The sequence below is a fragment of the Streptomyces sp. NRRL F-6676 genome (assembly GCF_000725625.1).
Lineage (GTDB): Bacteria > Actinomycetota > Actinomycetes > Streptomycetales > Streptomycetaceae > Streptomyces.
Window position 1 is genome coordinate 38,848 of record NZ_KL647087.1, and the last position, 23,064, is coordinate 61,911.

Consider the following 23,064-nt stretch of genomic DNA (forward strand, 5'->3'; position numbering starts at 1 on the left):
GGGCGGGGCGGGGCGGTGCGGGGTGGTGAGGTGAGGTGAGTCGGCGGGTGCGGGTTGGCGGCGGCCGCTCGCGCAGTTCCCCGCGCCCCTTGGCGCCTACGGGGGTGGGTGGTTTCGGGATGTGCGCGGGTGCGGGTGGGACGTGGCTTGTCGCGCAGTTCCCCGCGCCCCTTGCGCCTATGGGGGTGGGCGGATTGGTGCGTGGGCGGGTGCGAGCAGTGGTGGGCCGCTCGCGCAGTTCCCCGCGCCCCTGAAAGCAACGGCCTGCCCCTCCTCCCAAGGGGCGCGAGGGGAACGGCGCGAGCAACCACAAACAACTCGCACCCGCCCACGCACTCAAATCCCCCCACCCCCGTGGGCGCTCAGGGGCGCGGGGAACGGCGCGAGTAACCACAAGCGACCCGCACCCGCCCACGTACCCGAATCCCCCCACCCCCGTAGGCGCTCAGGGGCGCGGGGAACTGCGCGAGTAACCACAAGCGACCCGCACTCGCCCGCGCACCCGAATCAACCCACCCCCGTGGGCGTTCAGGGGCGCGGGGAACGGCGCGAGCAACCACAATCGACCCGCACTCGCCCACGTACCCGAATCAACCCACCCCCGTGGGCGCTCAGGGGCGCGGGGAACTGCGCGAGTAACCACAAGCGACCCGCACTCGCCCGCGCACCCGAATCCACCCACCCCGTACGCGTCGAGCGGGACCGTATGTGACGGTGGTCACAAGGTGTCGTCCACGTGGGGGGCGAGCCATGTGGGGACGCCGCCCAGGAGGCGGAACAGGCGGCCCGCTTCCGCGCGGAGACGCCCTGCCTCCGGTTCCGTCTCCGCGTCCGCGAGGGACACCAGCGCCGGCGCCGTACCGACGAGGAACCCCAGTTCCTCCCGGATCCGCAGCGACTCGGCGAAGCCGTGCCGCGCCTCCGCCAACTCGCCCTCCCGCAGGGCGAGTCCGGCCAGGTGCCGCCAGGTGGAGGAGAGCAGCAGCGGGTCGCCGTGGGCGACCGCACCCGCGTGCGCCCGCCGGTACGCCGCCTTCGCCGCCTGCGGGGAACGCGTGATGTTCTCGGCGAGCAGCCCCCGCCGGAAGTCCAGCTGCGCCCGCGCCACCGCCCCCGGCGCGATCAGCGCCGCCGCCCGCCCGAACGCGGACCGCGCCTCGTCCGCCCGGTCCCGCACCCGCAGCAGCGTCGCCGCGTACGCGAGCTGCCCGCGCTCGCACGCCGCGGCGCCCCGCTCCTCGTCGGTGTGGGCCAGCGCCTCGGCCGTACGCAGCGCGTCCTCGGCCTCGTCCCAGCCCTGCTCGGCGTAGAGGCAGCGCTCCACCAGCAGCGAGACGCGCTGCAACGCGGCCGGTGCGGTGCGCGGTTCGAGCAGCGCCGCCGCGTCGGCCCAGCAGGCACGGGAGCGCAGCCGCCATATCGCGGTCTGGAGTGGATCGTCACCTGCGGTCGTTCCGGTACCAGACATGGCGGTGAGCGCCACATTGCCCTCCCCGAGCGCGCCGTCGAGCTGTTGAGTGGTGGCGGCATTCCAGCACCAATGACGGAGCCCGGGAAGGGGCTGGGTGAAGGATTTCACAAAGTCATGGCCACCGGCCGCGCCGTCCCGGGCGCCGGTGCCCCGCCGCGCGCGCCCCCGCGCCGGACCGGCGCGCGCCCCCCGCGCCGCCCCGCACCCGCCCCGCTCCTCCCTCAGCTCATCCGCAGCGCCAGGAAGAAGTCCAGCTTGTCCTCCAGGCGGGACAGGTCCCGTCCGGTGAGCTGTTCGATGCGGCCCACCCGGTAACGGAGTGTGTTGACGTGCAGGTGGAGACGGGTGGCGCAGCGGGTCCAGGAGCCGTCGGAGTCGAGGAACGCCTCCAGGGTCGGTATCAGCTCGGCGCGGTGCCGGCGGTCGTACTCGCGCAGCGGGTCGAGCAGCCTTGCGGTGAACGCCCGGCGCACGTCGTCCGGTACGAACGGCAGCAGCAGGACGTGCGAGGCGAGTTCGTGGTGGCCGGCCGCGCAGACCCGGCCCTGCCGCGCGGCGGCGACCCGGCGGGCGTGCCGCGCCTCCTCCAGCGCCCCGCGCAGCCCCTCCGCCGAGTGCACCGGCGCGCTGACGCCCAGCGTGAGCCGCCCGTCGCCGTCGAGCCCGGCGGTGAGCGGTTCCCGTACGGCGTTCAGCAGCGTGTCGGCGAGGAGGCCCGACTCGGAGCCGTCGTGCTCGGCGGAGACGGCCGGGAGCGGCACCAGGGCGATGGCCTCCTCTCCCGTGTGGGCGACCGCGATCCGGTCGGCGGGCTCGGGTCCGGTGGCCGACGGGTCGACCAGGATCTCTTCGAGCAGTGCCTGCGCCGCCGGTCCGCCCGCACCACCGGTCCCGTCCCCGCCGTCCTCCCACTCGACCCGGGCGACGACCACCTGCCAGTGCGGGGCCGCGCCGAGGCCGGGCAGCAGAACCGGCGCGGCGACCCGCAGCCGGGCCGCGATCTCGGCCGGCGCGGCGCCCACCTGCACCAGTTCGAGCACCTCCTGCGCCAGCCGCCGCCGTACCGTGCGCGCCGCGTCCCGGCGGTCCCGCTCCACGGCGATGAGCTGGGTCACCCCGTGCAGCAGGTCGAGCCGCTCCTCGGGCCAGTCCCCGGCGTCCGCGGCCACCGCGAGCAGCCAGCCGGAGAGCAGCGCCCCGCGCGTGTCGCCCGACGGCACGCTCCCGCGCGCGTCGCCGGGCTCCCGGGGCGGGCGGCCGGCGCCCACCGGGAAGAGGGAGTACGGCGTCTCGTCCACCGTCACCCGGTACGGCGCCCGCCGCCCCGCGCGCGACGCCGCCAGGTGCTCGGCGGCCAGCCGCGCGCACACCTCGGGCGGCAGCGCGTCGCCGCGCCCGGCGACGATGCGGCCGGTGGGGGAGAGCACCCAGGCGCGCAGGTCCAGGTCGGTGCCGAGCAGGTCGAGGACGACGTCGGGGCCGCCGCCGGCCGGTCCGGAGGTCATCATCCGCCGGTGCCGGTCGACCACCGCCGCCAGATCGCCCGCCCGTTCGCCCGACACCTGCCGTACGACGTACTCGGTGACCGTCGCGAACGCCACCGACTCGTCCACGGCGAGCAGCGGCAGCCGGTGCCGGGCGCACGCGGCGACCAGGTCCTCCGGTACCCCGCTCAGCTCCGCGTCGCCGACCGCGAGCGCGGCGACCCCGGCGGCCACCAGGATCCGCACGAACGGCTCCGAGTCGGCCGGGCCGTGCCGCCAGGCCAGCCCCGTCAGGACCAGTTCCCCGCCCGAGAGATAGCGGCCGGGGTCGGTCAGATCGGTGGTCATCACCCCGCGCACCGTGCGGTCCAGCTCGTCCGCGCCGCCCAGCAGCCGCAGGCCCAGCGCATCGGTCTCCAGCAGTGCGCGCAGCCGCATGTCTCGTCGCCGCCGTTCTCGTCTCTCACAGCATGTCGGAAGTCTGTTCGCAACAGGGCGATTCCGGCCGCGACGGGCCATGGCCTGGTGCGTACGGGGCTGCGGTGCGGCGTCGCGCGAGAGCGGCCGGGTTGCCGACGGCCTCCGTTCATATGAATCTACAAGATGATGGTTGTGGCCAGCGAACTCCTTCGGGTTTTCCGTGACTGACCCCGACCCCCATGGGGCGCTGTACTGGCCGCACCCACGCGCACGGCACACCGCCCCCGGCCGGAGCCGCCGCTTCCGGCCTGGCTCGAATCGAACAGGGAGCCGGTATGGAATTCCTGCGCCCCGCCCACTGGGACGAGGCGCTCGCCGCCAAGGCCGAGCACCCCGACGCCGTACCGCTGGCCGGCGGCACCGACGTGATGGTGGACCTCAACTTCGGCCGCCGCCGCCCCGAACGCCTCCTCGATCTCACCCGCCTCCGCGAGCTGTACGAGTGGGAGACCGGCGCGCAGTCCGTACGCCTCGGCGCCTGCGTGCCGTACGCGACGATCATGGAGCGGCTGCGCCCCGCGCTGCCGGGCCTCGCCCTCGCCGCCCGCACGGTCGCCTCCCCGCAGATCCGCCACCGCGGCGGCGTCGGCGGCAACCTCGGCACCGCCTCCCCGGCCGGCGACGCCCACCCCGCGCTGCTCGCCGCGGGCGCCGAGGTCGAGGCCGCCTCCGTACGGGGCACCCGGCGCATCCCCGTCGACGACTTCTACACCGGCGTGAAACGCAACGCGCTCGCGCCCGACGAACTGATCCGCGCCGTCCACATCCGCACCGCCGACGGGCCCCAGCAGTACGCCAAGGTCGGCACCCGCAACGCCATGGTGATCGCGGTGTGCGCCTTCGGGCTCGCCCTGCACCCCGCCACCCGTACCGTCCGCACCGGCATCGGCTCGGCCGCCCCGACGCCCGTACGCGCCACGCCCGCCGAGGAGTTCCTGAACGGCGTCCTCGCGGAGGGCCGCCACTGGGACACCGGGCGGGCCGTCGCCCCCTCGGCCGCCGGGAAGTTCGCCGCGCTGTGCGCCGCCGCCTGCGACCCCATCGACGACGTCCGCTCCACCGCCCGCTACCGCCGCCACGCGGTCGGCGTCCTGGCCCGGCGCACGCTGACCTGGGCGTGGCAGGAGTACCGCGCCACCGCCTCCGTGGAGGGAGTCGCCTGATGCGCGTCGGTCTCACCGTCAACGGACGCCCCCGGCGGGCCGACGACGTCTGGGAGGGCGAGTCCCTCCTCCACCTGCTGCGCGAACGGCTCGGGCTGCCCGGCGCCAAGAACGCCTGCGAGCAGGGGGAGTGCGGCTCGTGCACGGTCCGGCTCGACGGCGTCCTCGTCTGCGCCTGCCTGGTCGCCGCCGGGCAGGCCGAGGGGTGCGAGGTCGTCACCGTGGAAGGGCTCGCGGACGGCGGCGAACTCGCCCCCGTGCAGCGGGCGTTCCTCGATGCCGGGGCCGTCCAGTGCGGCTTCTGCACGCCCGGGCTGCTGGTCGCCGCCGACGAACTGCTGCGGCAGCGGCCCAGCCCCGCCGACGAGGAGATCCGCGAGGCGCTGGCGGGCAACCTGTGCCGCTGCACCGGCTACGAGACGATCATGGACGCGGTCCGCCTGGCGGCCGCCCGGCGCTCCGAGGAGGCCTGATCCGCGATGGCGACGACCGGATCCCCGAGGGCGGCGACCAGCGCGCCCACGACGACGGCGCAGTCCACCCGTGGCGGCGTCGGCGAGTCCGTCCTCCGTCCCGACGGCATCCTCAAGGTCACCGGCGAGTTCGCCTACTCCTCCGACCTGTGGCACGAGGACATGCTCTGGGGCCGCACCCTGCGCTCCCCGGTCGCCCACGCCGAGATCGTCGCCCTCGACCCCACCGACGCCCTCGCCGTCCCCGGCGTGCACGCCGTCCTCACCCACGACGACCTGCCCACCGCCGTCCGCCACTACGGACTGGAGATCCCCGACACCCCCGTCCTCGCCCGCGACCGCGTCCGCCACCACGGCGAACCCGTCGCGCTCGTCGCCGCCGACCACCCCGAGACCGCCCGCCGCGCGGCGGCCCTCGTCAAGGTCGTCTACCGCGAACTCCCCGTCGTCACCGACGAGTCGAGCGCGCTCGCCCCCGACGCGCCCGTCCTCCACCCCGGCCGCACCGACCCGCACGCCGCCCACGTCCCGCACCCCAACGTCCTGCACCGCCAGCCCGTCCGGCGCGGCGACGTCCCGGCGGCCCGGGAGCGTGCCGACGTGATCGTGACGGGCGAGTACGTCTTCGGCATGCAGGACCAGGCATTCCTCGGCCCCGAGTCCGGGCTCGCCGTGCCCGCCGAGGACGGCGGCGTCGACCTGTACGTCGCCACCCAGTGGCTGCACGCCGACCGGCGGCAGATCGCCCCCGTGCTCGGACTGCCCGAGGAACGGGTGCGGCTGACCCTGGCCGGGGTCGGCGGCGCCTTCGGCGGGCGCGAGGACCTGTCCATGCAGATCCACGCCTGTCTGCTGGCGCTGCGCACCGGACGCCCGGTGAAGATGGTCTACGACCGCTCCGAGTCCTTCTTCGGCCACGTCCACCGCCACCCCGCGCGGCTGCGCTACGAGCACGGCGCCACCCGCGACGGCAGGCTGACCCACGTCAGCGCCCGGATCGTGCTCGACGGCGGCGCCTACGCGTCCACCTCCCCGGCGGTCGTCGGCAACGCGGCCTCGCTCGGGGTCGGCCCGTACGTCGTGGCCAACGTGGACGTCGAGGCGCTCGCCCTCTACACCAACAACCCGCCCTGCGGCGCGATGCGCGGCTTCGGCGCGGTGCAGGCGTGCTTCGCCTACGAGGCGCAGATGGACCGGCTGGCCGCCGAACTCGGCCTGCACCCGGTGGAGTTGCGGCAGCGCAACGCCATGGCCGAGGGCGCGGTCATGCCCACCGGGCAGCGCGTCGACTCCCCGGCGCCGGTCGCCGAACTCCTGCGCCGGGTCCGCGACCGCCCGCTGCCGCCCGCGCGCCAGTGGGAGACCACCGAGGGCGCGGACGTACGGCAGCTGCCGGGCGGCCCGTCCAACGCCACCCACGGAGAGGACGTCGTACGGGGTGTCGGCTACGCCGTCGGCATGAAGAACGTCGGCTTCTCCGAGGGCTTCGACGACCACTCCACGGCCCGGGTCCGCCTGGAGGTGACCGGCGGCGAACCCGTCGCCACGGTCCGCACCGCGATGGCCGAGGTCGGCCAGGGCGGCGTCACCGTCCACACGCAGATCGCCCGCACCGAGCTGGGCGTCGCCCGGGTGACGCTCGCACCGGCCGACACCCGGGTGGGCAGCGCCGGTTCGACCTCCGCCTCCCGGCAGACGTACGTCACCGGCGGCGCCGTACGCCACGCCTGCGCGCTGGTCCGTGAGCGGGTGTTCGAGCGGGGCCGGAACCGGTTCGGAGGCACCCGACCCGCCTGGCTCACCGAGGAGTTGCTGCTGGCGGACGGCAAGGTGGTCACCGCCGGGGGCGAGGTGCTCGCCGGGCTCGCGGACGTGCTCGGCGGGGAGGCGGTGGAGGCCGAACGCGAGTGGCGGCACCGCCCGACCGAGCCGTTCGACCCGCACACCGGGCAGGGCGACGGCCACGTCCAGTACGCGTTCGCCGCGCACCGGGCGGTGGTGGAGGTCGACACCGGACTGGGCCTGGTCAAGGTCGTCGAACTGGCCTGCGCGCAGGACGTCGGCAGGGCCGTCAACCCGCTGTCCGTCACCGGGCAGATCCAGGGCGGTACGGCGCAGGGGCTCGGCATCGCGGTGATGGAGGAGATCGTGGTCGACCCGGAGACGGCCCGGGTGGGCAACCCGTCCTTCACGGACTATCTGATCCCGACCATCCTCGACACCCCGCCGATCCCCGTCGACCTGCTCGAACTGGCCGACCCGCACGCCCCGTACGGGCTGCGCGGCGCGGGCGAGGCCCCTACCTTGTCCTCGACCCCGGCGATCCTGGCGGCCATCCGCGACGCGACGGGTCTGGCGCTGAACCGGGTACCGGTACGCCCGGAGCACATCGCGCTGCGGTGAACGGCCCTGACTCGCTGGAGGAGCCGGTGAACGGCCCTGACTTGCTGGAGGAGCCCGAGAAGATGCTGGACATCGCCGAGGAACTGCACCGGTGGTTCACCGAGGGGCGCGAGATGGCGGTGGCCACGGTCGTCACCGTCCACGGCAGCGCGCCGCGCCCGCCCGGCGCCGCCCTCGCGGTGGACTCCGCCGGCACGGTGACCGGCTCGGTCTCCGGCGGCTGCGTCGAGGGCGCGGTGTACGACCTGTGCCGGCAGGCCCTCGCCGACGGCCGCCCCGTCCGCGAGCGGTTCGGCCATGACGCCGACGACGCCTTCGCGGTCGGCCTGACCTGCGGCGGCGTCCTCGACGTGCTGGTGGTGCCGGTGCGGGCGGGGGACCCGGCCCGGGAGGTGTACGCGGCCGCCGTCGCGGCCGTCGCGGCGGGGCAACCGGTGGCCCTGGCACGGGTGGTGGGAGGCCCGGACCCGTACGCCGGCCGGACCGCAGCCCTGCTCGTCCGCCCCGACGGCACGCACACCGGCGGCCTCGGCGGCGACCCGGCCCTGGACCGCACGGTGGCGGCCGAGGCGCGCGCCTTCCTGGACGCCGGGCGGACCGGCACGGTGGAGGCGTCCCGCTGCGGGGCACCGCTCACGGTGCTGGTCGAGACGTCCGTGCCGCCGCCCCGGCTGATTATCTCCGGCGCGGTCGACTTCACCGCCGCGCTGGTCCGGGCGGGCAAGCTCCTCGGCCACCACGTCACCGTGTGCGACGCCCGCCCCGTCTTCGCGACCCCCGCCCGCTTCCCCGAGGCGGACGAGGTCGTCGTCGACTGGCCGCACCGCTACCTGGACCGCACCCCTCTCGACGCCCGCACGGCCCTGTGCGTGCTCACCCACGACGCCAAGTTCGACGTCCCCCTGCTGCGCCGCGCCCTGCGCCTCCCGCTCGCGTACGTCGGCGCGATGGGCTCCCGCCGTACGCACGAGGACCGCGTGCGCCGGCTGCGCGAGGCGGGCGTGACGGAGGCCGAACTGTCCCGCCTGCACTCCCCGATCGGCCTCGACCTGGGCGCGCGCACCCCGGAGGAGACGGCGGTCTCCATCGCGGCGGAACTGGTGGCGGTACGGAGGGGCGGCACGGGGGCGCCGCTGACGGGGGCGGACGTTCCGATCCACCGCACGGGGCCGCCCCGGGCGGGTGCGGGGGACGCGGTGGACTCGGTGGACGCGGCGGGGCCGGAGGAGGAGCGGATCGGATCGGCCGGGTGAGGGACGTCGGCACCCAGGGGCTCCGGGGAACGCCGCCATGCCGGGGCTTCCGGGGCCGCCGTCATGCCGGGGTCTCCGGGTCCGCCGTCACATCCGTGGATGCCCCCGCGGGTGGTGCTGGTGCGGGCGGTGTGCGGGATCCGTGCCGGCCAGGGCGACCACGACGGCGACGAAGGCCGCGGCGACGACGGTGTCGGTGGCCGGCGGGCCGGTCGCTGTCCGGCCGGCCGCGGCGGATACGGCTGGGGCGGACACGTCCGGGGCGGCGTGGGCGAGCGGCCCGGATGGCCGGAGGGCGGGCCCCACTGCATGGAATCCCCCGTTCCGCGTGCTGTGCCGGTTCCATGCGGCGCCCCCCGGGGCCCGCCTCCCGGCATGCTAGGACGACGGACCGCCTCGGGAATCAGCCCCAGGGAGTGCCGCGCGTACCACGTGAGTTGACCCCCGGCCCGGTCTCCAACCAGCGCGGTACATCAGGGCCCCGCCGGTCAGACCCGTGCGAACGGCTCGGCGTACGTGAAGACGCCCCGCAGCGCGGGGTCGTGGGCGGTCAGGGTGCGGACCTGGAAGTACGCGCCCCACGAGGGGTCCGGCGCGGTGATGCCGTGGACCGTGCTCGTGCGGAAACCGTAGCGGCCGTAGTACGCCGGGCTGCCCAGGAGGGCGACGAAGGGCTCGCCCAGTGCGTCCGCCGCCCCGAGCACGGCGTGGACGAGGGCGAGACCGACGCCGCGGCGCTGGTGGTCGGGGTGCACGCTGAGCGGACCGAGACCCAGGGCGGGGGCAGTGCCGACATGGCCCCGGGTGCAGACGACATGGCCCACGGTCTCGTTCCTGTCGCCGAGCGCCACGAACGACAGTTCCGGCAGCCAGGCGTCGCAGGCGCGTAGTTCGTCGAGGAGTGTCACCTCCACGGGCACCGCGGTCTCCGGTCCGGCGAAGGCGGCCGCGGTGACGGCGCGCACGGCAGGGGCATCGGCAGGGGTCTCGCGTCGGATCAGCACCGGCACAGTCTGGGCTCGGAGCCGCGGCACCGTAAAAGGGTTGGCGAGGCCGCAGGGCACGCGCGTGCGACGGTCATTCGCGTGAACCGTGCTCGGGCCCGGCCCCCCGACTAGGTTGGACGGATGGCGGCGATCGCATCCCAAGAGGCGTTCCTGCGGTCCTTTCATGCCGAGTACCCGGCGGTGACCGCGGAGGCGTTCGGCCGTGGTCGTGCTCCTGACGGCAGGTCCAGCTACGAGCTCTTGTGCGATCGGGTGGCCGGGTGCGAACGCGTACTGGATGTCGGTTGCGGTGACGGGCTGTTGCTCGAGTTCCTGGCGCGGGACGGCGGAAGGCGGCTCGCGGGGGTGGATCTGTCGCCGCACTCCCTCGCACTGGCACGGCGTCGGCCGGCGCTCGCCGGGGCCGGGCTGGAGGAGGGGCGGGCCCAGGCGCTCCCGTTCACCGACGACGGTTTCGACGCGTGCGTCTCCCACCTGGCGCTGATGCTGATGGGCGAGATCGAGCGGGTCGCGGCGGAGATCGCCCGGGTCCTCGTGCCGGGAGGGGTCCTGGCCTGTGTGGTGGGGGGCGGGGCCGTCGGGGGCGAGGCCTACGACCGGTTCCTCGGGCTGCTGCGGGAGACGGTCGGGGCGGCACCCGCCGCGCAGCGCATCCCGGCCCTGGGCGACCGAAGGACACGCAGCCGCGACGGACTCGACGAAGTCCTCGCCCCGGCCGGCTTCGCGGCCGTGGCCTGGGAGACCGTTCCCATCGACCTGAGCGGCCCGGTGGAACAGGTGTGGGCCACCGTCTCCGGCCTCTACGACCTCGGCCCACTGGACAGCGCGGGCGTGCGGCGACTGCGCGCGGCCTTCTTCGCCGGAGTACGTGACCTGACGACGGCGGAGGGGACCGTCCCCTGCGCCTTCAAGGTGCACATCGCGACAGCACGGCTGCGGTGACGTCGGCGCGGGTGGCGCAGCGGGGCGGAGGCCGGGGCTTCAGGGCGTCCGGCCGTCACTCACGGCGGGCCAGTACGTAGGCCTGTGGGGTCTTCTCCCGCAGTGCCGGGTCCGGTTCGCGGGTCAGGCGGGCCGTCTCCGTGAAGCCTGCCGCGGTCAGTTCCCGGGCGAGCCGGTCGGGCGCGAATCGGTGGACGTCCAGGGAGAGTTCGTGGCCGTAGGCCCGGTCCAGGTGGACGCTGTCGTCCTCGCCCGCCTTGTAGGCCAGCGCCAGTTGGCCGCCGGGGGCCAGTACCCGGTGGAACTCCGCGAAATGGCGCGGGAGTTCGCGCGGTGGGGTGTGGACCAGGGAGTACCAGGCGACCGCGCCGGTGAGCGAGGCGTCGGGCAGGTCGAGGGCCGTCATCGTGCCCACCTCGAAGCGCACGCCGGGGCAGGCCTCGCGGGCGACGGCCACCATGCCGGGGGAGAGGTCGACGCCGAAGACGTCCAGGCCGAGGGCGCGCAGATACGACGTCACCCGGCCCGTGCCGCAGCCCAGGTCCGCGACCGGGCCGTCCGTACCCGTGCCGCGCACCTGTCCGGCGAAGAGGCCCAGTACGGCGCGGTCGTAGGGCAGTTCCGTCAGCGAGGCGCCCACCAGGCGGTGGTAGGAGACGGCCGCCGTGTCGTAGGACGCGCGGGTGGTGGCGAGGGGGGAGGGGGTCGGGGAGGTCATGGGGTGGGAGCGTAGGCCGGGGGTACGACAGTCCGTCTCGTCACGTCGTCAGGAGCCGGTCCAGCGCATGGCCGTAGGCCCATCGGGCGCCCGTGCGTACGGCGGGGTCGAGGAGGCGGGGGAAGCCGCGTACGCGGAGGTCCTCCTGCCAGGTCACGCGGGCGCCGCCCGGGGGGTGGGGGTGGACGGTGATGTTCACCCAGCCGCGGAGCAGGCGGCCGCGTTTCTCCAGGCGGCAGTGGGCCGGGGTGTGGTCCGGCGGGGGGTTCCAGGTGGTGACCTCCATCGGGTCGTCGAAGCCCAGGGGGCCCACGCCGGTGCGGCCCACGAAGGCCGTGCCCTCGTGGGTGGGCGGCTCGGTGAGCACGGTGATCCGGGTCAGCGGGACGACGTCGGCGTGGCGCGGCCAGTCCGTCAGCCGCTGCCAGGCCTGGTCGACGGAGAGCCGCGGGGCGACGCGTTCCAGTCGGAAGAGGGCCACGGGGCGATCGTAGGCGGGGGCGGGTCCCCGCGCCCGGCGAGGCGCCCGGGGGTGCTCTGGTACACATCGTCACGAACGGGTACTCGCCGCGACGCAAGTGAACGGCGAGAGTGAGGAGAGGCCCGTGGACGTGCACGTTTGGCGCCGGGCGCTGGTGACCGGGGGAGCGGGATTCGTCGGCTCGCATCTGTGCGAACGTCTGCTCGAACAGGGTGCCGAGGTCGTCTGCGTGGACAACCTCGCCACCGGGTCGCGCGGGAACGTCGCTCCCTTCGAACAGCGGTCCGGCTTCCGGTTCGTGCACGGCGACGTCACCGACCCGGCCGTCGTGCGCTCCCTGCCCGGCAGCTTCGACCTCGTACTCCACTTCGCCTGCCCCGCCTCGCCCGTGGACTATCTGCGGCTCCCGCTGGAGACGCTGGACGTCGGCAGCACCGGCACCCGCAACGCGCTGGAGCGCGCCCGGCGCGACGGTGCGCGCTTCCTGCTCGCCTCCACCTCCGAGGTGTACGGCGACCCGCTCGAACACCCGCAGACGGAGACGTACTGGGGGAACGTCAACCCGATCGGGCCGCGCAGTGTCTACGACGAGTCCAAGCGGTTCGCGGAGGCGCTCGTCACCGCGCACCGGCAGGTGCACGGTACGGACACGGCGATCGTCCGCATCTTCAACACGTACGGGCCTCGGATGCGGACGGGGGACGGGCGGGCGGTGCCCACGTTCATCGCGCAGGCGCTGGACGGGATGCCGCTCACCGTCGCCGGGGACGGCGGGCAGACGCGGTCCCTGTGCTACGTCGACGACACGGTGAGCGGGGTGCTCGCGCTGGCCGGGGCGGCGGGGGAGACCGGGCCGGTGAACATCGGCGGCGCCGACGAGATCACCATGCTGGAGCTGGCGCGGCGGGTGGTGGAGCTGACGGGGTCCTCGTCCCGCATCCGGTTCGTCGAACGGCCCGTCGACGACCCGGCGCGACGGCGGCCGGACACGACGCGGGCGCGGGAGCGGCTCGGCTGGGAGCCCACGACCTCCTGGACGGCAGGACTCGAACGCACGATCGCCTGGTTCACGGCACAGCCGATGGCGGCCTGACCACCGCGCCCCGCACCTCCCCCTACGCGAACGCGAACCCCGCGCCCCGTGAGCGGCGCGGGGAACCGCGCGAGCCATCACGGCGCCCCGTGCCGCGAGCGCCCGGTCACCCAGAGCTGGCAAACGGTTGCGAACTGTCGCAGACCCCACCGAGTCGTCTCAAAGAGTTTAAGACTGCTGCGGGAGGCCACTCGCCGTATCCACAGGAACACGGCCCCCACCCGCCGAACGCGACGGAGTCCCCACCATGCGCATCCTTGGCATCAACGCCCTCTTCCACGACCCCGCCGCCGCCCTCGTCCTCGACGGTGTCACGGTCGCGGCCGCGGAGGAGGAGCGGTTCAGCCGGCGCAAGCACGGCAAGCGCCCGGTGCCGTTCTCCGCGTGGGAGCTGCCGGAGCAGGCGGCCCGCTGGTGCCTGGCCGAGGCCGGGATACGCGCCGACGAACTCGACGCCGTCGCGTACTCCTTCGACCCCGGCCTCGCCCGCCCCGCCGCCGACATGGGGCTGTTCGACCCCTGGGACCCGCTGCGCCTGGAGTACGCCCGCCGCGCCCCCGAGTTCCTCGCGGAGGCGCTGCCCGGACTCGACCCCGAGAAGGTCGTGTTCGTACCGCACCACGCCGCGCACGCCGCCTCCGCCGGACCCGCCTCCCCGCACCCGGACAGCGCCGTCCTCGTCCTGGACGGCCGCGGCGAGGCCGCCTCGCACCTCGCCGGCCGCTTCGAGGGCGGCGAACTGCACACCCTCGCCCAGCAGTCGCTGCCGCACTCCCTCGGCCTGGTCTACGAGGAGCTCACCGAGCACCTCGGCTTCCTGCGCTCCAGCGACGAGTACAAGGTGATGGCGCTGGCCTCCTACGGCAAGCCCCGCTTCCTGCCCCAGATACGCCAGTTCGTGCACGCCACCGGCGACGGCGGCTTCACCGCGCACGGCGTCGACTGGGCCGCCCTCGCGCCCGCCCGCGCCAAGGACGAGGAGTGGAACCAGGACCACGCCGACCTCGCCGCCAGCACCCAGGCCGTCCTGGAGGAGACCCTGCTGGAGCTGGCCCAGTGGCTGCACGGCGAGGCCGGCGGCGACTCGCTCGCCATGGCCGGCGGCGTCGCCCTCAACTGCGTCGCCAACTCCAAACTCGCCCGCCTCGGCCCGTACCGGAACGTGTGGGTCCAGCCCGCCGCCGGCGACGCCGGCACCGCGCTCGGCGCCGCCCTGTACGTCGCCCGCGACCCGCAGCCCATGGCCGGCGCCGACCTCGGCCGCGGCTGGAGCGACGACGAGATCCGGCACTGGCTGGACGAGGCCGCCGTCCCCTACGAGCGGCCCGACGACATCGCCGAGACGGTCGCCGAGGAACTCGCCCGCGACGGCGTCGTCGCCTGGTTCCAGGGCCGCAGCGAGTTCGGGCCGCGCGCGCTCGGCCACCGCTCCCTGATGGCCCACCCCGGCCGCGCCGAGAACCTCGAACGGCTCAACAGGGTCAAGGGCCGCGAGGAGTTCCGCCCCGTCGCCCCCATGGTGCTCGCCGACCGCGCCGCCGACCTGTTCGACGGGCCGCTGCCCAGCCCGTACATGCTCTTCGTGCACGACGTCCGCCGCGACTGGCGCGACCGCATCCCTGCCGTCGTCCACGTCGACGGCACCGCCCGCATCCAGACCGTCGACGAGGGCCAGGAGCCGCTCGTCGCCCGGATGCTGGCCGCCTTCGAACGGCGCACCGGCATCCCGGTCGTCGTCAACACCAGCCTCAACACGGCCGGCCGGCCCATGGTCGACGACCCGCGCGACGCGCTGGAGTGCTTCGGCTCCGCGCCCGTGGACCTGCTCGCGATCGGGCCGTTCGCCGTCCGCCGCGGGAGGGCCTTCGCATGACCGGTCCCCTCGAACCGACGGACGGGCCCCTGTACGCGGTGGTGATACCGACCCTCGTCCGCGACACGCTCGCCGACTGCCTCGCCGCGCTCGCCGCCGCGGCCGGGCCGCGGCCGGCCGAGATCGTCCTCGTCGACGACCGGCCGGAGCCGGACGCGGACCCCGCCGCGCTCGAACACCCGCTCCGGGTCCTCGGCGAGCTGCGCGACCGCACCCGGGTGCTGACCAGCGGCGGGCGCGGGCCCGCCGCCGCCCGCAACACCGGGGCGCGGACCGTCGGCGCGCCCTGGACGGTCTTCCTCGACGACGACGTGCAGGTCGGACCGCACTGGTGCGCCCAGCTCGCCGAGGACATCGAGGAGGCGCCCGAGGACACCGCCGGCATCCAGGGCGTCATCGCCGTGCCGCTGCCCGGCGAACGCCGCCCCACCGACTGGGAGCGCGGCACCGCCGGGCTCGCCGAGGCGCGCTGGATCACCGCCGACATGGCCTACCGCACCGCCGTGCTCAAGGAGGTCGGCGGCTTCGACGAACGCTTCCGCCGCGCCTTCCGCGAGGACGCGGACCTCGCGCTGCGCGTCCTCGACGCCGGGTGGGGCATCCGGCGCGGGCGGCGCACCACCCGGCATCCGGTGCGGCCCGCCGACCGCTGGGTCTCGCTGCGCGCGCAGCGCGGCAACGCCGACGACGCGCTGATGGGCCGGCTGCACGGCCCCGACTGGTGGGTCGAGGCCGCCGCGCCGCGCGGCCGGATCCGTACGCACATCGCCGTCACGGCCGCCGGTGCGGGGGCCTGCGTCCTCGCCGCCCTCGGCCGGCCGCGCGCCGCCGCCGCGCTCGGCCTCGGCTGGGCGCTGGGCACCGCCGAGTTCGCCTGGTCCCGCATCGCGCCGGGACCGCGCACCCGGCACGAGGTCGACACGATGCTCGCGACCAGCGTCCTCATCCCGCCCGCCGCCACCTGGCACCGCCTCACCGGCACCTGGCGCCACCGGCGGGCCCCCGCCTGGCGGGAGGTGACGTCATGACCGCCACGACACCCTTCGGCGGCCCGCCCGCGCCGCGCGCCGTGCTGTTCGACCGGGACGGGACGCTCGTCGAGGACGTGCCCTACAACGGGGACCCCGAGCGGGTCCGGCCCGTCGCGGGGGCGCGCGAGGCGCTGGCGCTGCTGCGGGAGCGCGGGGTGCGGACCGGCGTCGTCAGCAACCAGTCCGGGGTGGCGCGCGGGCTGATCCGCGCCGCCGACGTCGTACGGGTCAACGCGCGCGTCGACGCCCTGCTCGGGCCGTTCGACGACTGGGCCGTGTGCCCGCACGGCCCCGACGACGGCTGCGCCTGCCGCAAGCCCGCCCCCGGGCTCGTCCTCGCCGCCGCCGGACGGCTGGGCGTGCCCGTCGAGCACTGCGTCGTAGTCGGCGACATCGGCGCCGACATCGAGGCCGCCCGCCGCGCCGGGACCTACGGCGTGCTCGTGCCGACCCCGGTGACCCGGCCGGAGGAGATCGCCGCCGCGCCGTGCGTGGCGCCCGATCTGCTGACGGCCGTCCGCACGCTGCTGACCGGGCGCGCGGCCGGGGCCGGTGACGGCGTCGGAGCCCCGGCCGGCGAGGGCGCAGACGGTGGCGGCGGCACGGCCGCCGACCGTGCCGCCGCCATGACCGGGGAGCACGTCGTCACCGACGACGCCACCGCCGTACCCGGGAGGCCCGCATGACCGCCCCGCGCACCGCCGGCCGGGCCCTCGTCGCACGGCTCGACAGCTTCGGTGACGTGCTGCTCGCCGGGCCCGCCGTCCGGGCCGTCGCCGCGCGTGCCACGCACGTGACCTTCCTGTGCGGGTCCAAGGGGGAGCCCGCCGCCCGGCTGCTGCCCGGGGTGGACGACGTCCTCGTGTGGGACGCCCCCTGGGGCGGGTTCGAGCCGCCGGACGTGGACCGGGCGGAGATCGACCGGCTCACCCGCCGCATCGACGCCGACACCGCGCTCGTCCTCACCTCCTTCCACCAGTCCCCGCTGCCCACCGCCCTCGTGCTGCGGCTGGCCGGCGTCGCCCGGATCGCCGCCGACAGCGAGGACTACCCCGGCTCGCTGCTCGACGTACGGCACCACCGGGCGCCGCACGCGCACGAGGTGGAGGCCGCGCTCGACCTGGCCGCCGCCGCCGGGTTCCCGGCCGTCGACGACGGCCGCCCGCGCATCCGCACCACCCCCGACACCCGTGACCTGACAGGGGAGGCGCCCTACGTCGTGGTGCACCCGGGCGCCAGCGTCCCCGCCCGCGCCTGGAGCCCCGACCGCTGCGCCCAGGCCGTGCGCGAACTGGCCGCCGCCGGGCACCGCGTGGTCGTCACCGGCGGTGCGGGGGAGCGGGCCCTGACCGCGCACGTGGCCGGCGAACGGGGGCTCGACCTCGGCGGCCGTACCGACGCCGAACGGCTCGCCGGTGTCCTCGCCGGCGCCTCGGCGGTCGTCACCGGCAACACCGGGCCCGCGCACCTCGCCGCCGCCGTCGGCACCCCCGTCGTCTCGCTGTTCGCGCCCGTCGTACCCGCCGAACGGTGGCGGCCGTACGGCGTGCCGTGCGTGCTGCTCGGCGACCAGGACGCGCCGTGCGCCGGCAGCAGGGCGCGGACCTGCCCGGTGCCCGGCCACCCCTGCCTGGACTCGGTCACCGCGCACGACGTCCTGGCCGCCGTCGAGAAGGTGGCGCGGGAGAAGCCGGCCGTGAAGAAGAAGGCCGTGAAGAAGGCCGTGAACAAGGAGGCCGTCGAGAAGGTGAGGGCCGTATGAGGATCCTGATCTGGCATGTGCACGGCTCCTGGACCACCGCGTTCGTCCAGGGCCCGCACACCTACGTCGTCCCCGTCACCCCCGACCGCGGCCCCGACGGCCTCGGCCGGGCCCGGACCTGGGACTGGCCCGCCTCCGTCGTCGAACTCCCGCCCGCCGAACTGCGGCACACCGAGCTCGACCTCGTGGTGCTGCAACGCCCGCACGAGTTCGCGCTCGCCCGCGAGTGGCTCGGCCGCACCCCCGGCCGGGACGTGCCCGCCGTGTACCTGGAGCACAACGCGCCGCACGGGGACGTCCCCGACACCCGGCACCCCGCCGCCGACCTGCCCGGCATCCCCGTCGTGCACGTCACCCACTTCAACCGGCTGATGTGGGACACCGGTTCCGCCCCGGCCACCGTCGTCGAGCACGGCATCGTCGACCCCGGCCCGCTCTACACCGGCGAACTCCCGCACGCGGCCGTCGTCGTCAACGAGCCGGTGCGGCGCGGCCGCACCACCGGCACCGACCTGCTGCCCGCCTTCGCCGCCGCCGCGCCGCTCGACGTGTTCGGCATGGGCACCGCGGGCCTCGCCGGCCACGTGGGTCTGGACCCCGCGCGCTGCCGGGACCACGAACTCGTGCAGGGCGAACTGCACACGGCGCTCGCCCGGCGCCGCCTCTACGTCCACCCCGTCCGCTGGACCTCCCTCGGCCTGTCCCTGCTGGAGGCGATGCACCTGGGCATGCCCGTGGTCGCCCTCGCCACCACCGAGGTCGCCGAGGCCGTGCCCGAGGACGCCGGGGTGGTGTCCAACCGGATCGACGTACTCACCGACGCCGTACGGGAGTTCGTCGCCGACCCCGAGCAGGCCCGCCGCACCGGCGCGCGCGCCCGGGCGGCGGCGCTCGCCCGCTACGGACTCCCCCGCTTCCTCGACGACTGGGAGCGGCTGTTCAAGGAGGTGACCCGATGAGGATCGCCATGGTGTCCGAGCACGCGAGTCCGCTCGCCGCGCTCGGCGGCCCCGACGCCGGAGGCCAGAACGTGTACGTGGCGCGCCTGGCGGAGGAGCTGACCAGGCGCGGCCACCAGGTCACCGTCTACACCCGGCGGGACGCGGCCGGGCTGCCCGACCGGGTGCCGCTGCCCTGCGGCGCCGTCGTCGAGCATGTGCCGGCCGGGCCGGCCGAACCGATCCCGAAGGACGAACTCTTCGCGCACATGCCCGCGTTCGGGGCGTATCTGGCCCGGGTCTGGGCCCGCGAGCGGGGCCGGCCGGAAGTGGTGCACGCGCACTTCTGGATGTCCGGCATCGCCGCCCAGCTCGGCGCGCACCCGCACGGCATCCCGGTCGTGCAGACGTTCCACGCCCTCGGCACCGTCAAGCGGCGCCACCAGGGGCGGGCGGACACCAGCCCGCCCGAACGCATCGGCGTGGAGCGGGGGCTCGGCCGCACCTGCGACCGGGTGCTCGCCACATGCAGCGACGAGGTGCACGAACTCGCCGCGATGGGCGTCCCCTCGCGGCGGGTGTCGGTGGTGCCGTGCGGAGTGGACGCGGAGCAGTTCCGGCCGGAGAGAGAGCGGCCGGGAGCGGACGGTACCGCCCGTGCCGACGGCCGGCCGCGCGCCGGCGGGACCCCGCGTCCGGGCGGACCCACGGCCCCCGAACGCTCCGGGGCGGCGGCGCGGTGGCAGGTGCCGGAACGGCGCGCGGCGCACCGGCTGCTCGCCATCGGCCGGCTGGTCCGCCGCAAGGGCTACGACCAGGCCGTCCAGGCCCTGCCGCGGATCCCCGACACCGAACTGCTCATCGCCGGCGGCCCCCCGGAGCACCTGCTCGCCGACGACGCCGAGGCCGAACGGCTGGTCCGGCTCGCCGAGGACCTCGGCGTCGGCGACCGGGTACGGCTGCTCGGCGCGGTCGACCCGGCGCGGATGCCGGAACTGATGCGCAGCGCCGACCTGGTGCTGTGCACGCCCGCGTACGAGCCCTTCGGGATCGTGCCGCTGGAGGCCATGGCGTGCGGTGTGCCGGTCGTGGCGACGGACGTCGGCGGCCACCGCGACAGCGTGGCCGACCGGGTCACCGGGCGGCTCGTCCCGCCCGGCGACCCCGGCGCGATCGCCGCGGCGGTCCGCGAACTCCTCGACGACACGGCGCTGCGGCGACGCTACGGCGCCGCCGGCCGCGACCGCGTCCTCGCCCGCTTCACCTGGCAGCGGGTGGCGCTCGGCGCGGAGCAGGTGTACCGCCAGGTCGCGTCGGACCGGGAGCTGCGCACGGAGGTCGCCTGATGCGCGGCCCGCGTACGGCGCGCGGCGCGCTGCCGGCCCGCCGTCGTCCCGTGGACGTGAACCGACCGGAGAACCCTCTCGCGGAGGAGAAGGCCCGATGACATACGCACCCGTCGTGAGCCATTGCGACGAACTCCTCGACGCCCTGGGGCCGTTCCGCCGCTCGGCCGCGGTGGCCGGCCGGTGGGGCGAGCGGCTCGCCGCCGCGCTGTGCGGGGGCGGCCGGCTGCTGGCCGCGGGCAACGGCGGCAGCGCGGCCCAGGCCCAGCACCTCACCGCCGAGCTGGTCGGCCGCTACCGCACCGACCGGCCGCCGTTCTCCGCGATCGCCCTCCACGCGGACACCTCCAGCACGACGGCGATCGCCAACGACTACGGCGTCGACGAGCTGTTCTCCCGTCAGGTGCGCGCCCACGGCCGCCCCGGCGACGTCCTCATACTGCTGTCGACCAGCGGCGCCAGCGCCAACCTGCTCTCCGCGGCGGACGCCGGCCGGGCGGCCGGCCTGCACGTGTGGGCGCTGACCGGCCCCGCCCCCAATCCGCTGGCCGCCGCGGCCGACGAGGCGTTCTGCGTGGACGCCCCCTCGACGGCGACGGTCCAGGAACTCCACCTGGTCGCCGTCCACATGATCTGCGCCGCCTTCGACGACACCCTGGAGGCCGACGGCCTCCTCGCCGCCGACCCCCCGACAACCCACGGCACGGGCATCGCCCGCTCCCTGAGCGCCCACACCGACGGCGCCGCGCGCGACGTCTCGCGCTCCGCGCGGGGCGCGCAGCCGCCGCCCTCCGGCCGGGCCGACGGGCGGGCCGACGGCGCCCCGCAGTTCGGTCCCGCGGTGGCGGAGCCCGCGGTGGGCGGTCCCGCGGGGGGCGGCCCGGTGGCGGCGGGGCCCGGGGCGGCCGGTCCGGCGGGGGCCGGCGCCGGTGGAGCCCCCGCCGGAGCCTCGCACGGTACGGCGTCGCCGCCCGCTCCCGCCCGCCCCCGCGACGGGCGTCCCGCCGCACCGGACGGCACGCGCACCGCGTCCGGCCCCCGCCCCGCGCGTGACGGTGCGCACCGGCTCGACGGTGTACGGCCGGTCGCGCCCGACGGCGCCGTCGGCGACGCCCTCGGGCGGCGCGGTGGGGCCCTCCGCCCCGAAGAGGCCACCGGCCGTGACGGCGTACCGGCCGACGGGCGGCCCGCACGGCGGACGACCGCGTTCGACGGTGCTTCCCGGCCCGGGGCCGACGGCACTCCCCGGTCCGGCGCCGACGGCACTCCCCGGTCCGGGACCGATGGTGCTTCCCGGTCCGGGGCCGACGGCGTCCTCCGGCCCGGGGCCGACGGCACTCCCCGGTCCGGGGCCGATGGTGCTTCCCGGTCCGGGGCCGATGGTGCTTCCCGGTCCGCGTTCGACGGTGCTTCCCGGTCCGGGGCCGACGGTGCTTCCCGGTCCGGGGCCGACGGCACTCCCCGGTCCGGGGCCGACGGCGTCCTCCGGCCCGGCGCCGACGGCACTCCCCGGCCCGGGGCCGACGGCGTCCTCCGGCCCGGGAACGGCGGCGTCGGGCGGGCGCAGGCCGGTGGTGGTCGTGAGGGGGCCGGTCTTCGTGGGGGGACCGGACGGCACCGGGCCGTGCCGGGGCGTGGGGCCGGACGGAAGGGGCCGCGGGATGAGTGACTCCACCGTGCGCGCGCCGCTGCTCGTCGTCGGGGACGCGCTCCTCGACCGGGACGTCTCCGGGCGCGCCGAACGGCTCGCCCCCGACGCCCCCGTCCCCGTCGTCGCCGACGGCGAGGAACGGCTGCGCCCCGGCGGCGCCGCCCTCGCCGCCTACCTCGCCGCCCGCGACGGCCGCGCGGTCACCCTCGTCACCGCCCTCGGCGACGACCCGGCCGCCCGCGCCCTGCGCCGGCTCCTCGAACCCTGGCTCACGCTGATCGCCCTGCCCACCACCGGCGCACTGCCCGAGAAGACCCGCGTGCTGGCCCAGGGCCGCCCGCTGGTCCGCGTCGACCGCGGCACCGGCCGCGCCGCCGCCGCCACCGACGAGGCCCGCGCCGCGGTCCGCTCGGCCCGCGCGGTGCTCGTCTCGGACTACGGCCGAGGCGCCGCCGACGTCCTGCGCGACGCCCTCACCGAACGGCCCCCCGCCGTCTGGGACCCGCACCCCCGCGGCGGCCCGCCCGTGCCCGGCACCCGTCTGGTCACCCCCGCCGCCGCCGAGGCCAAGGCCTTCGCCGGGGACGGCGGAGCCCCCGCTCGCGACAACGACCTGCGCGCCACCGCCCACGGCGCCGCCGCCCTCGTACGGGACTGGCGGGTCGGCTCGGTCGCCGTCACCCTCGGCGCCCGCGGCGCCCTGCTGTCGTACGGCGACTTCCCGCTGCTCGTCCCGGCGCCCGAGGCGCACGGCGGCGACAGCTGCGGCGCGGGCGACCGGTTCGCCGCCACGGCCGCCGGGCTCCTCGCCGACGGCGCCGCCACCGACGAGGCCGTCCAGGGCGCGGTCACCACGGCCTGCGCCTTCGTCGGCGCGGGCGGCGCGGGCGGGCTCCGGTGGGAGACGGCCGGTTCGAAGGCCCGTACGGCGGCGACCGGTTCGACGGCCCCGACCCCTCATGACGCCGACCCCGCCACCGGTGACGCCGAACGGCTCATCGCGCACGTCCGCGCCACCGGCGGCACGGTCGTCGCCGCCGGCGGCTGCTTCGACCTGCTGCACGCGGGCCACGTCGGACTGCTCCAGGCCGCCCGCCGCATCGGCGACTGCCTCGTCGTCTGCGTCAACTCCGACGCCTCCGTCCGCCGCCGCAAGGGCGACGGCCGCCCCGTCAACCCCCTCGCGGACCGCGTCCGCGTACTGCGCGCGCTGGAGTGCGTGGACGCCGTCGCCGTCTTCGACGAGGACACCCCCGAGGCCCTGCTCACCCGGCTCAAGCCCGATGTGTGGGTCAAGGGCGGCGACTACACCCACGCCGATCTCCCCGAGGCCGCGCTGCTCGACGGCTGGGGCGGGCAGACCGTGCTGCTGCCCTACCTCGACGGCCGCTCCAGCACCAGCCTCGCCGCCCGCGCGGCGGCCGCCGCGGCGGCGGGGGGCGGGGGCGGCGGCGGACGGCGAAGCTGACCCGCCACCCCTCACCTCCCTCTCGCC

Annotated in this window: 19 protein-coding genes and 1 pseudogene; 14 read left to right on the forward strand and 6 right to left on the reverse strand. The window is 76.2% G+C overall.

The genetic code is table 11. From position 1 onward, the window contains the following. Positions 1 to 718 precede the first annotated feature (718 nt). Positions 719 to 1,468: a hypothetical protein gene (locus tag IO29_RS35210; protein ID WP_199806930.1), complete on the reverse strand. Its 750-nt coding sequence runs from the start codon at positions 1,466 to 1,468 to the stop codon at positions 719 to 721. 224 nt (positions 1,469 to 1,692) lie between these two features. Next, positions 1,693 to 3,393, reverse strand: a complete 1,701-nt coding sequence (locus tag IO29_RS35215; protein WP_030382934.1) for a PucR family transcriptional regulator — start codon at positions 3,391 to 3,393, stop codon at positions 1,693 to 1,695. Positions 3,394 to 3,710: 317 nt separating this feature from the next. On the opposite strand from IO29_RS35215, the gene IO29_RS35220 reads away from it, so the two are divergent. The 4 genes from IO29_RS35220 (at position 3,711) to IO29_RS35235 (ending at position 8,727) form a co-directional block, all read left to right on the forward strand. Then, on the forward strand, positions 3,711 to 4,598 hold the full coding sequence (locus IO29_RS35220; RefSeq protein WP_030382933.1) for an FAD binding domain-containing protein: 888 nt from the start codon (positions 3,711 to 3,713) through the stop codon (positions 4,596 to 4,598). Next, positions 4,598 to 5,071, forward strand: a complete 474-nt coding sequence (locus IO29_RS35225) for a (2Fe-2S)-binding protein (protein ID WP_030382932.1) — start codon at positions 4,598 to 4,600, stop codon at positions 5,069 to 5,071. The genes IO29_RS35220 and IO29_RS35225 overlap by 1 nt, the downstream gene beginning before the upstream one ends. A gap of 6 nt (positions 5,072 to 5,077) precedes the next feature. Next, positions 5,078 to 7,474, forward strand: a complete 2,397-nt coding sequence (gene pucD / locus IO29_RS35230) for a xanthine dehydrogenase subunit D (RefSeq protein ID WP_030382931.1) — start codon at positions 5,078 to 5,080, stop codon at positions 7,472 to 7,474. 62 nt (positions 7,475 to 7,536) lie between these two features. Further along, entirely contained in the window at positions 7,537 to 8,727 is a 1,191-nt protein-coding gene (locus IO29_RS35235; protein ID WP_051707923.1) for an XdhC family protein, read from the forward strand. A gap of 87 nt (positions 8,728 to 8,814) precedes the next feature. Here IO29_RS35235 and IO29_RS35240 read toward each other — a convergent pair whose 3' ends face one another. Beyond that, positions 8,815 to 8,982 (reverse strand): hypothetical protein, encoded by a 168-nt coding sequence (locus IO29_RS35240; RefSeq protein ID WP_158709375.1) that lies wholly within the window; start codon positions 8,980 to 8,982, stop codon positions 8,815 to 8,817. Between the two features lie 233 nt (positions 8,983 to 9,215). Continuing rightward, positions 9,216 to 9,731, reverse strand: coding sequence for a GNAT family N-acetyltransferase (locus IO29_RS35245; protein WP_030382928.1), 516 nt, complete (start codon positions 9,729 to 9,731; stop codon positions 9,216 to 9,218). 123 nt (positions 9,732 to 9,854) lie between these two features. Between IO29_RS35245 and IO29_RS35250 the strand changes: the two genes are divergently transcribed. Further along, positions 9,855 to 10,676, forward strand: a complete 822-nt coding sequence (locus IO29_RS35250; RefSeq protein ID WP_030382927.1) for a class I SAM-dependent methyltransferase — start codon at positions 9,855 to 9,857, stop codon at positions 10,674 to 10,676. A 55-nt stretch (positions 10,677 to 10,731) separates the two neighbouring features. Here IO29_RS35250 and IO29_RS35255 read toward each other — a convergent pair whose 3' ends face one another. Both IO29_RS35255 and IO29_RS35260 read right to left on the reverse strand, forming a co-directional pair. Next, a complete protein-coding gene (locus tag IO29_RS35255) occupies positions 10,732 to 11,394 on the reverse strand; it encodes a class I SAM-dependent DNA methyltransferase (protein WP_030382926.1) in 663 nt (220 codons plus the stop codon). 40 nt (positions 11,395 to 11,434) lie between these two features. After that, entirely contained in the window at positions 11,435 to 11,875 is a 441-nt protein-coding gene (locus IO29_RS35260) for an SRPBCC family protein (protein WP_030382925.1), read from the reverse strand. Positions 11,876 to 11,999: 124 nt separating this feature from the next. Here IO29_RS35260 and IO29_RS35265 point away from each other — a divergent pair, with 124 nt between their 5' ends. The 9 genes and pseudogenes from IO29_RS35265 to rfaE2 all read left to right on the forward strand — a co-directional run bounded on the left by IO29_RS35265 (position 12,000) and on the right by rfaE2 (position 23,037). Next, a complete protein-coding gene (locus IO29_RS35265) occupies positions 12,000 to 12,968 on the forward strand; it encodes a UDP-glucuronic acid decarboxylase family protein (RefSeq protein WP_030382924.1) in 969 nt (322 codons plus the stop codon). A 247-nt stretch (positions 12,969 to 13,215) separates the two neighbouring features. Beyond that, a complete protein-coding gene (locus tag IO29_RS35270; protein WP_030382923.1) occupies positions 13,216 to 14,841 on the forward strand; it encodes a carbamoyltransferase family protein in 1,626 nt (541 codons plus the stop codon). Next, complete coding sequence (locus IO29_RS35275) at positions 14,838 to 15,869, forward strand: glycosyltransferase (protein ID WP_030382922.1); 1,032 nt, start codon at positions 14,838 to 14,840, stop codon at positions 15,867 to 15,869. Before IO29_RS35270 ends, IO29_RS35275 begins: the two co-directional genes overlap by 4 nt. Then, positions 15,866 to 16,558, forward strand: coding sequence for a D-glycero-alpha-D-manno-heptose-1,7-bisphosphate 7-phosphatase (locus tag IO29_RS35280; protein ID WP_078618543.1), 693 nt, complete (start codon positions 15,866 to 15,868; stop codon positions 16,556 to 16,558). The genes IO29_RS35275 and IO29_RS35280 overlap by 4 nt, the downstream gene beginning before the upstream one ends. Continuing rightward, complete coding sequence (locus IO29_RS35285) at positions 16,555 to 17,634, forward strand: glycosyltransferase family 9 protein (RefSeq protein WP_030382920.1); 1,080 nt, start codon at positions 16,555 to 16,557, stop codon at positions 17,632 to 17,634. Before IO29_RS35280 ends, IO29_RS35285 begins: the two co-directional genes overlap by 4 nt. After that, a complete protein-coding gene (locus tag IO29_RS35290; protein WP_030382919.1) occupies positions 17,631 to 18,593 on the forward strand; it encodes a glycosyltransferase in 963 nt (320 codons plus the stop codon). The genes IO29_RS35285 and IO29_RS35290 overlap by 4 nt, the downstream gene beginning before the upstream one ends. After that, positions 18,590 to 19,918, forward strand: coding sequence for a glycosyltransferase (locus tag IO29_RS35295; RefSeq protein ID WP_030382918.1), 1,329 nt, complete (start codon positions 18,590 to 18,592; stop codon positions 19,916 to 19,918). Before IO29_RS35290 ends, IO29_RS35295 begins: the two co-directional genes overlap by 4 nt. 97 nt (positions 19,919 to 20,015) lie before the next feature. Continuing rightward, a pseudogene (locus IO29_RS35300) lies at positions 20,016 to 20,579 on the forward strand (D-sedoheptulose-7-phosphate isomerase); the annotation flags it as partial. Between the two features lie 1,000 nt (positions 20,580 to 21,579). After that, on the forward strand, positions 21,580 to 23,037 hold the full coding sequence (gene rfaE2, locus IO29_RS35305) for a D-glycero-beta-D-manno-heptose 1-phosphate adenylyltransferase (RefSeq protein WP_030382916.1): 1,458 nt from the start codon (positions 21,580 to 21,582) through the stop codon (positions 23,035 to 23,037). Positions 23,038 to 23,064 lie beyond the last annotated feature (27 nt).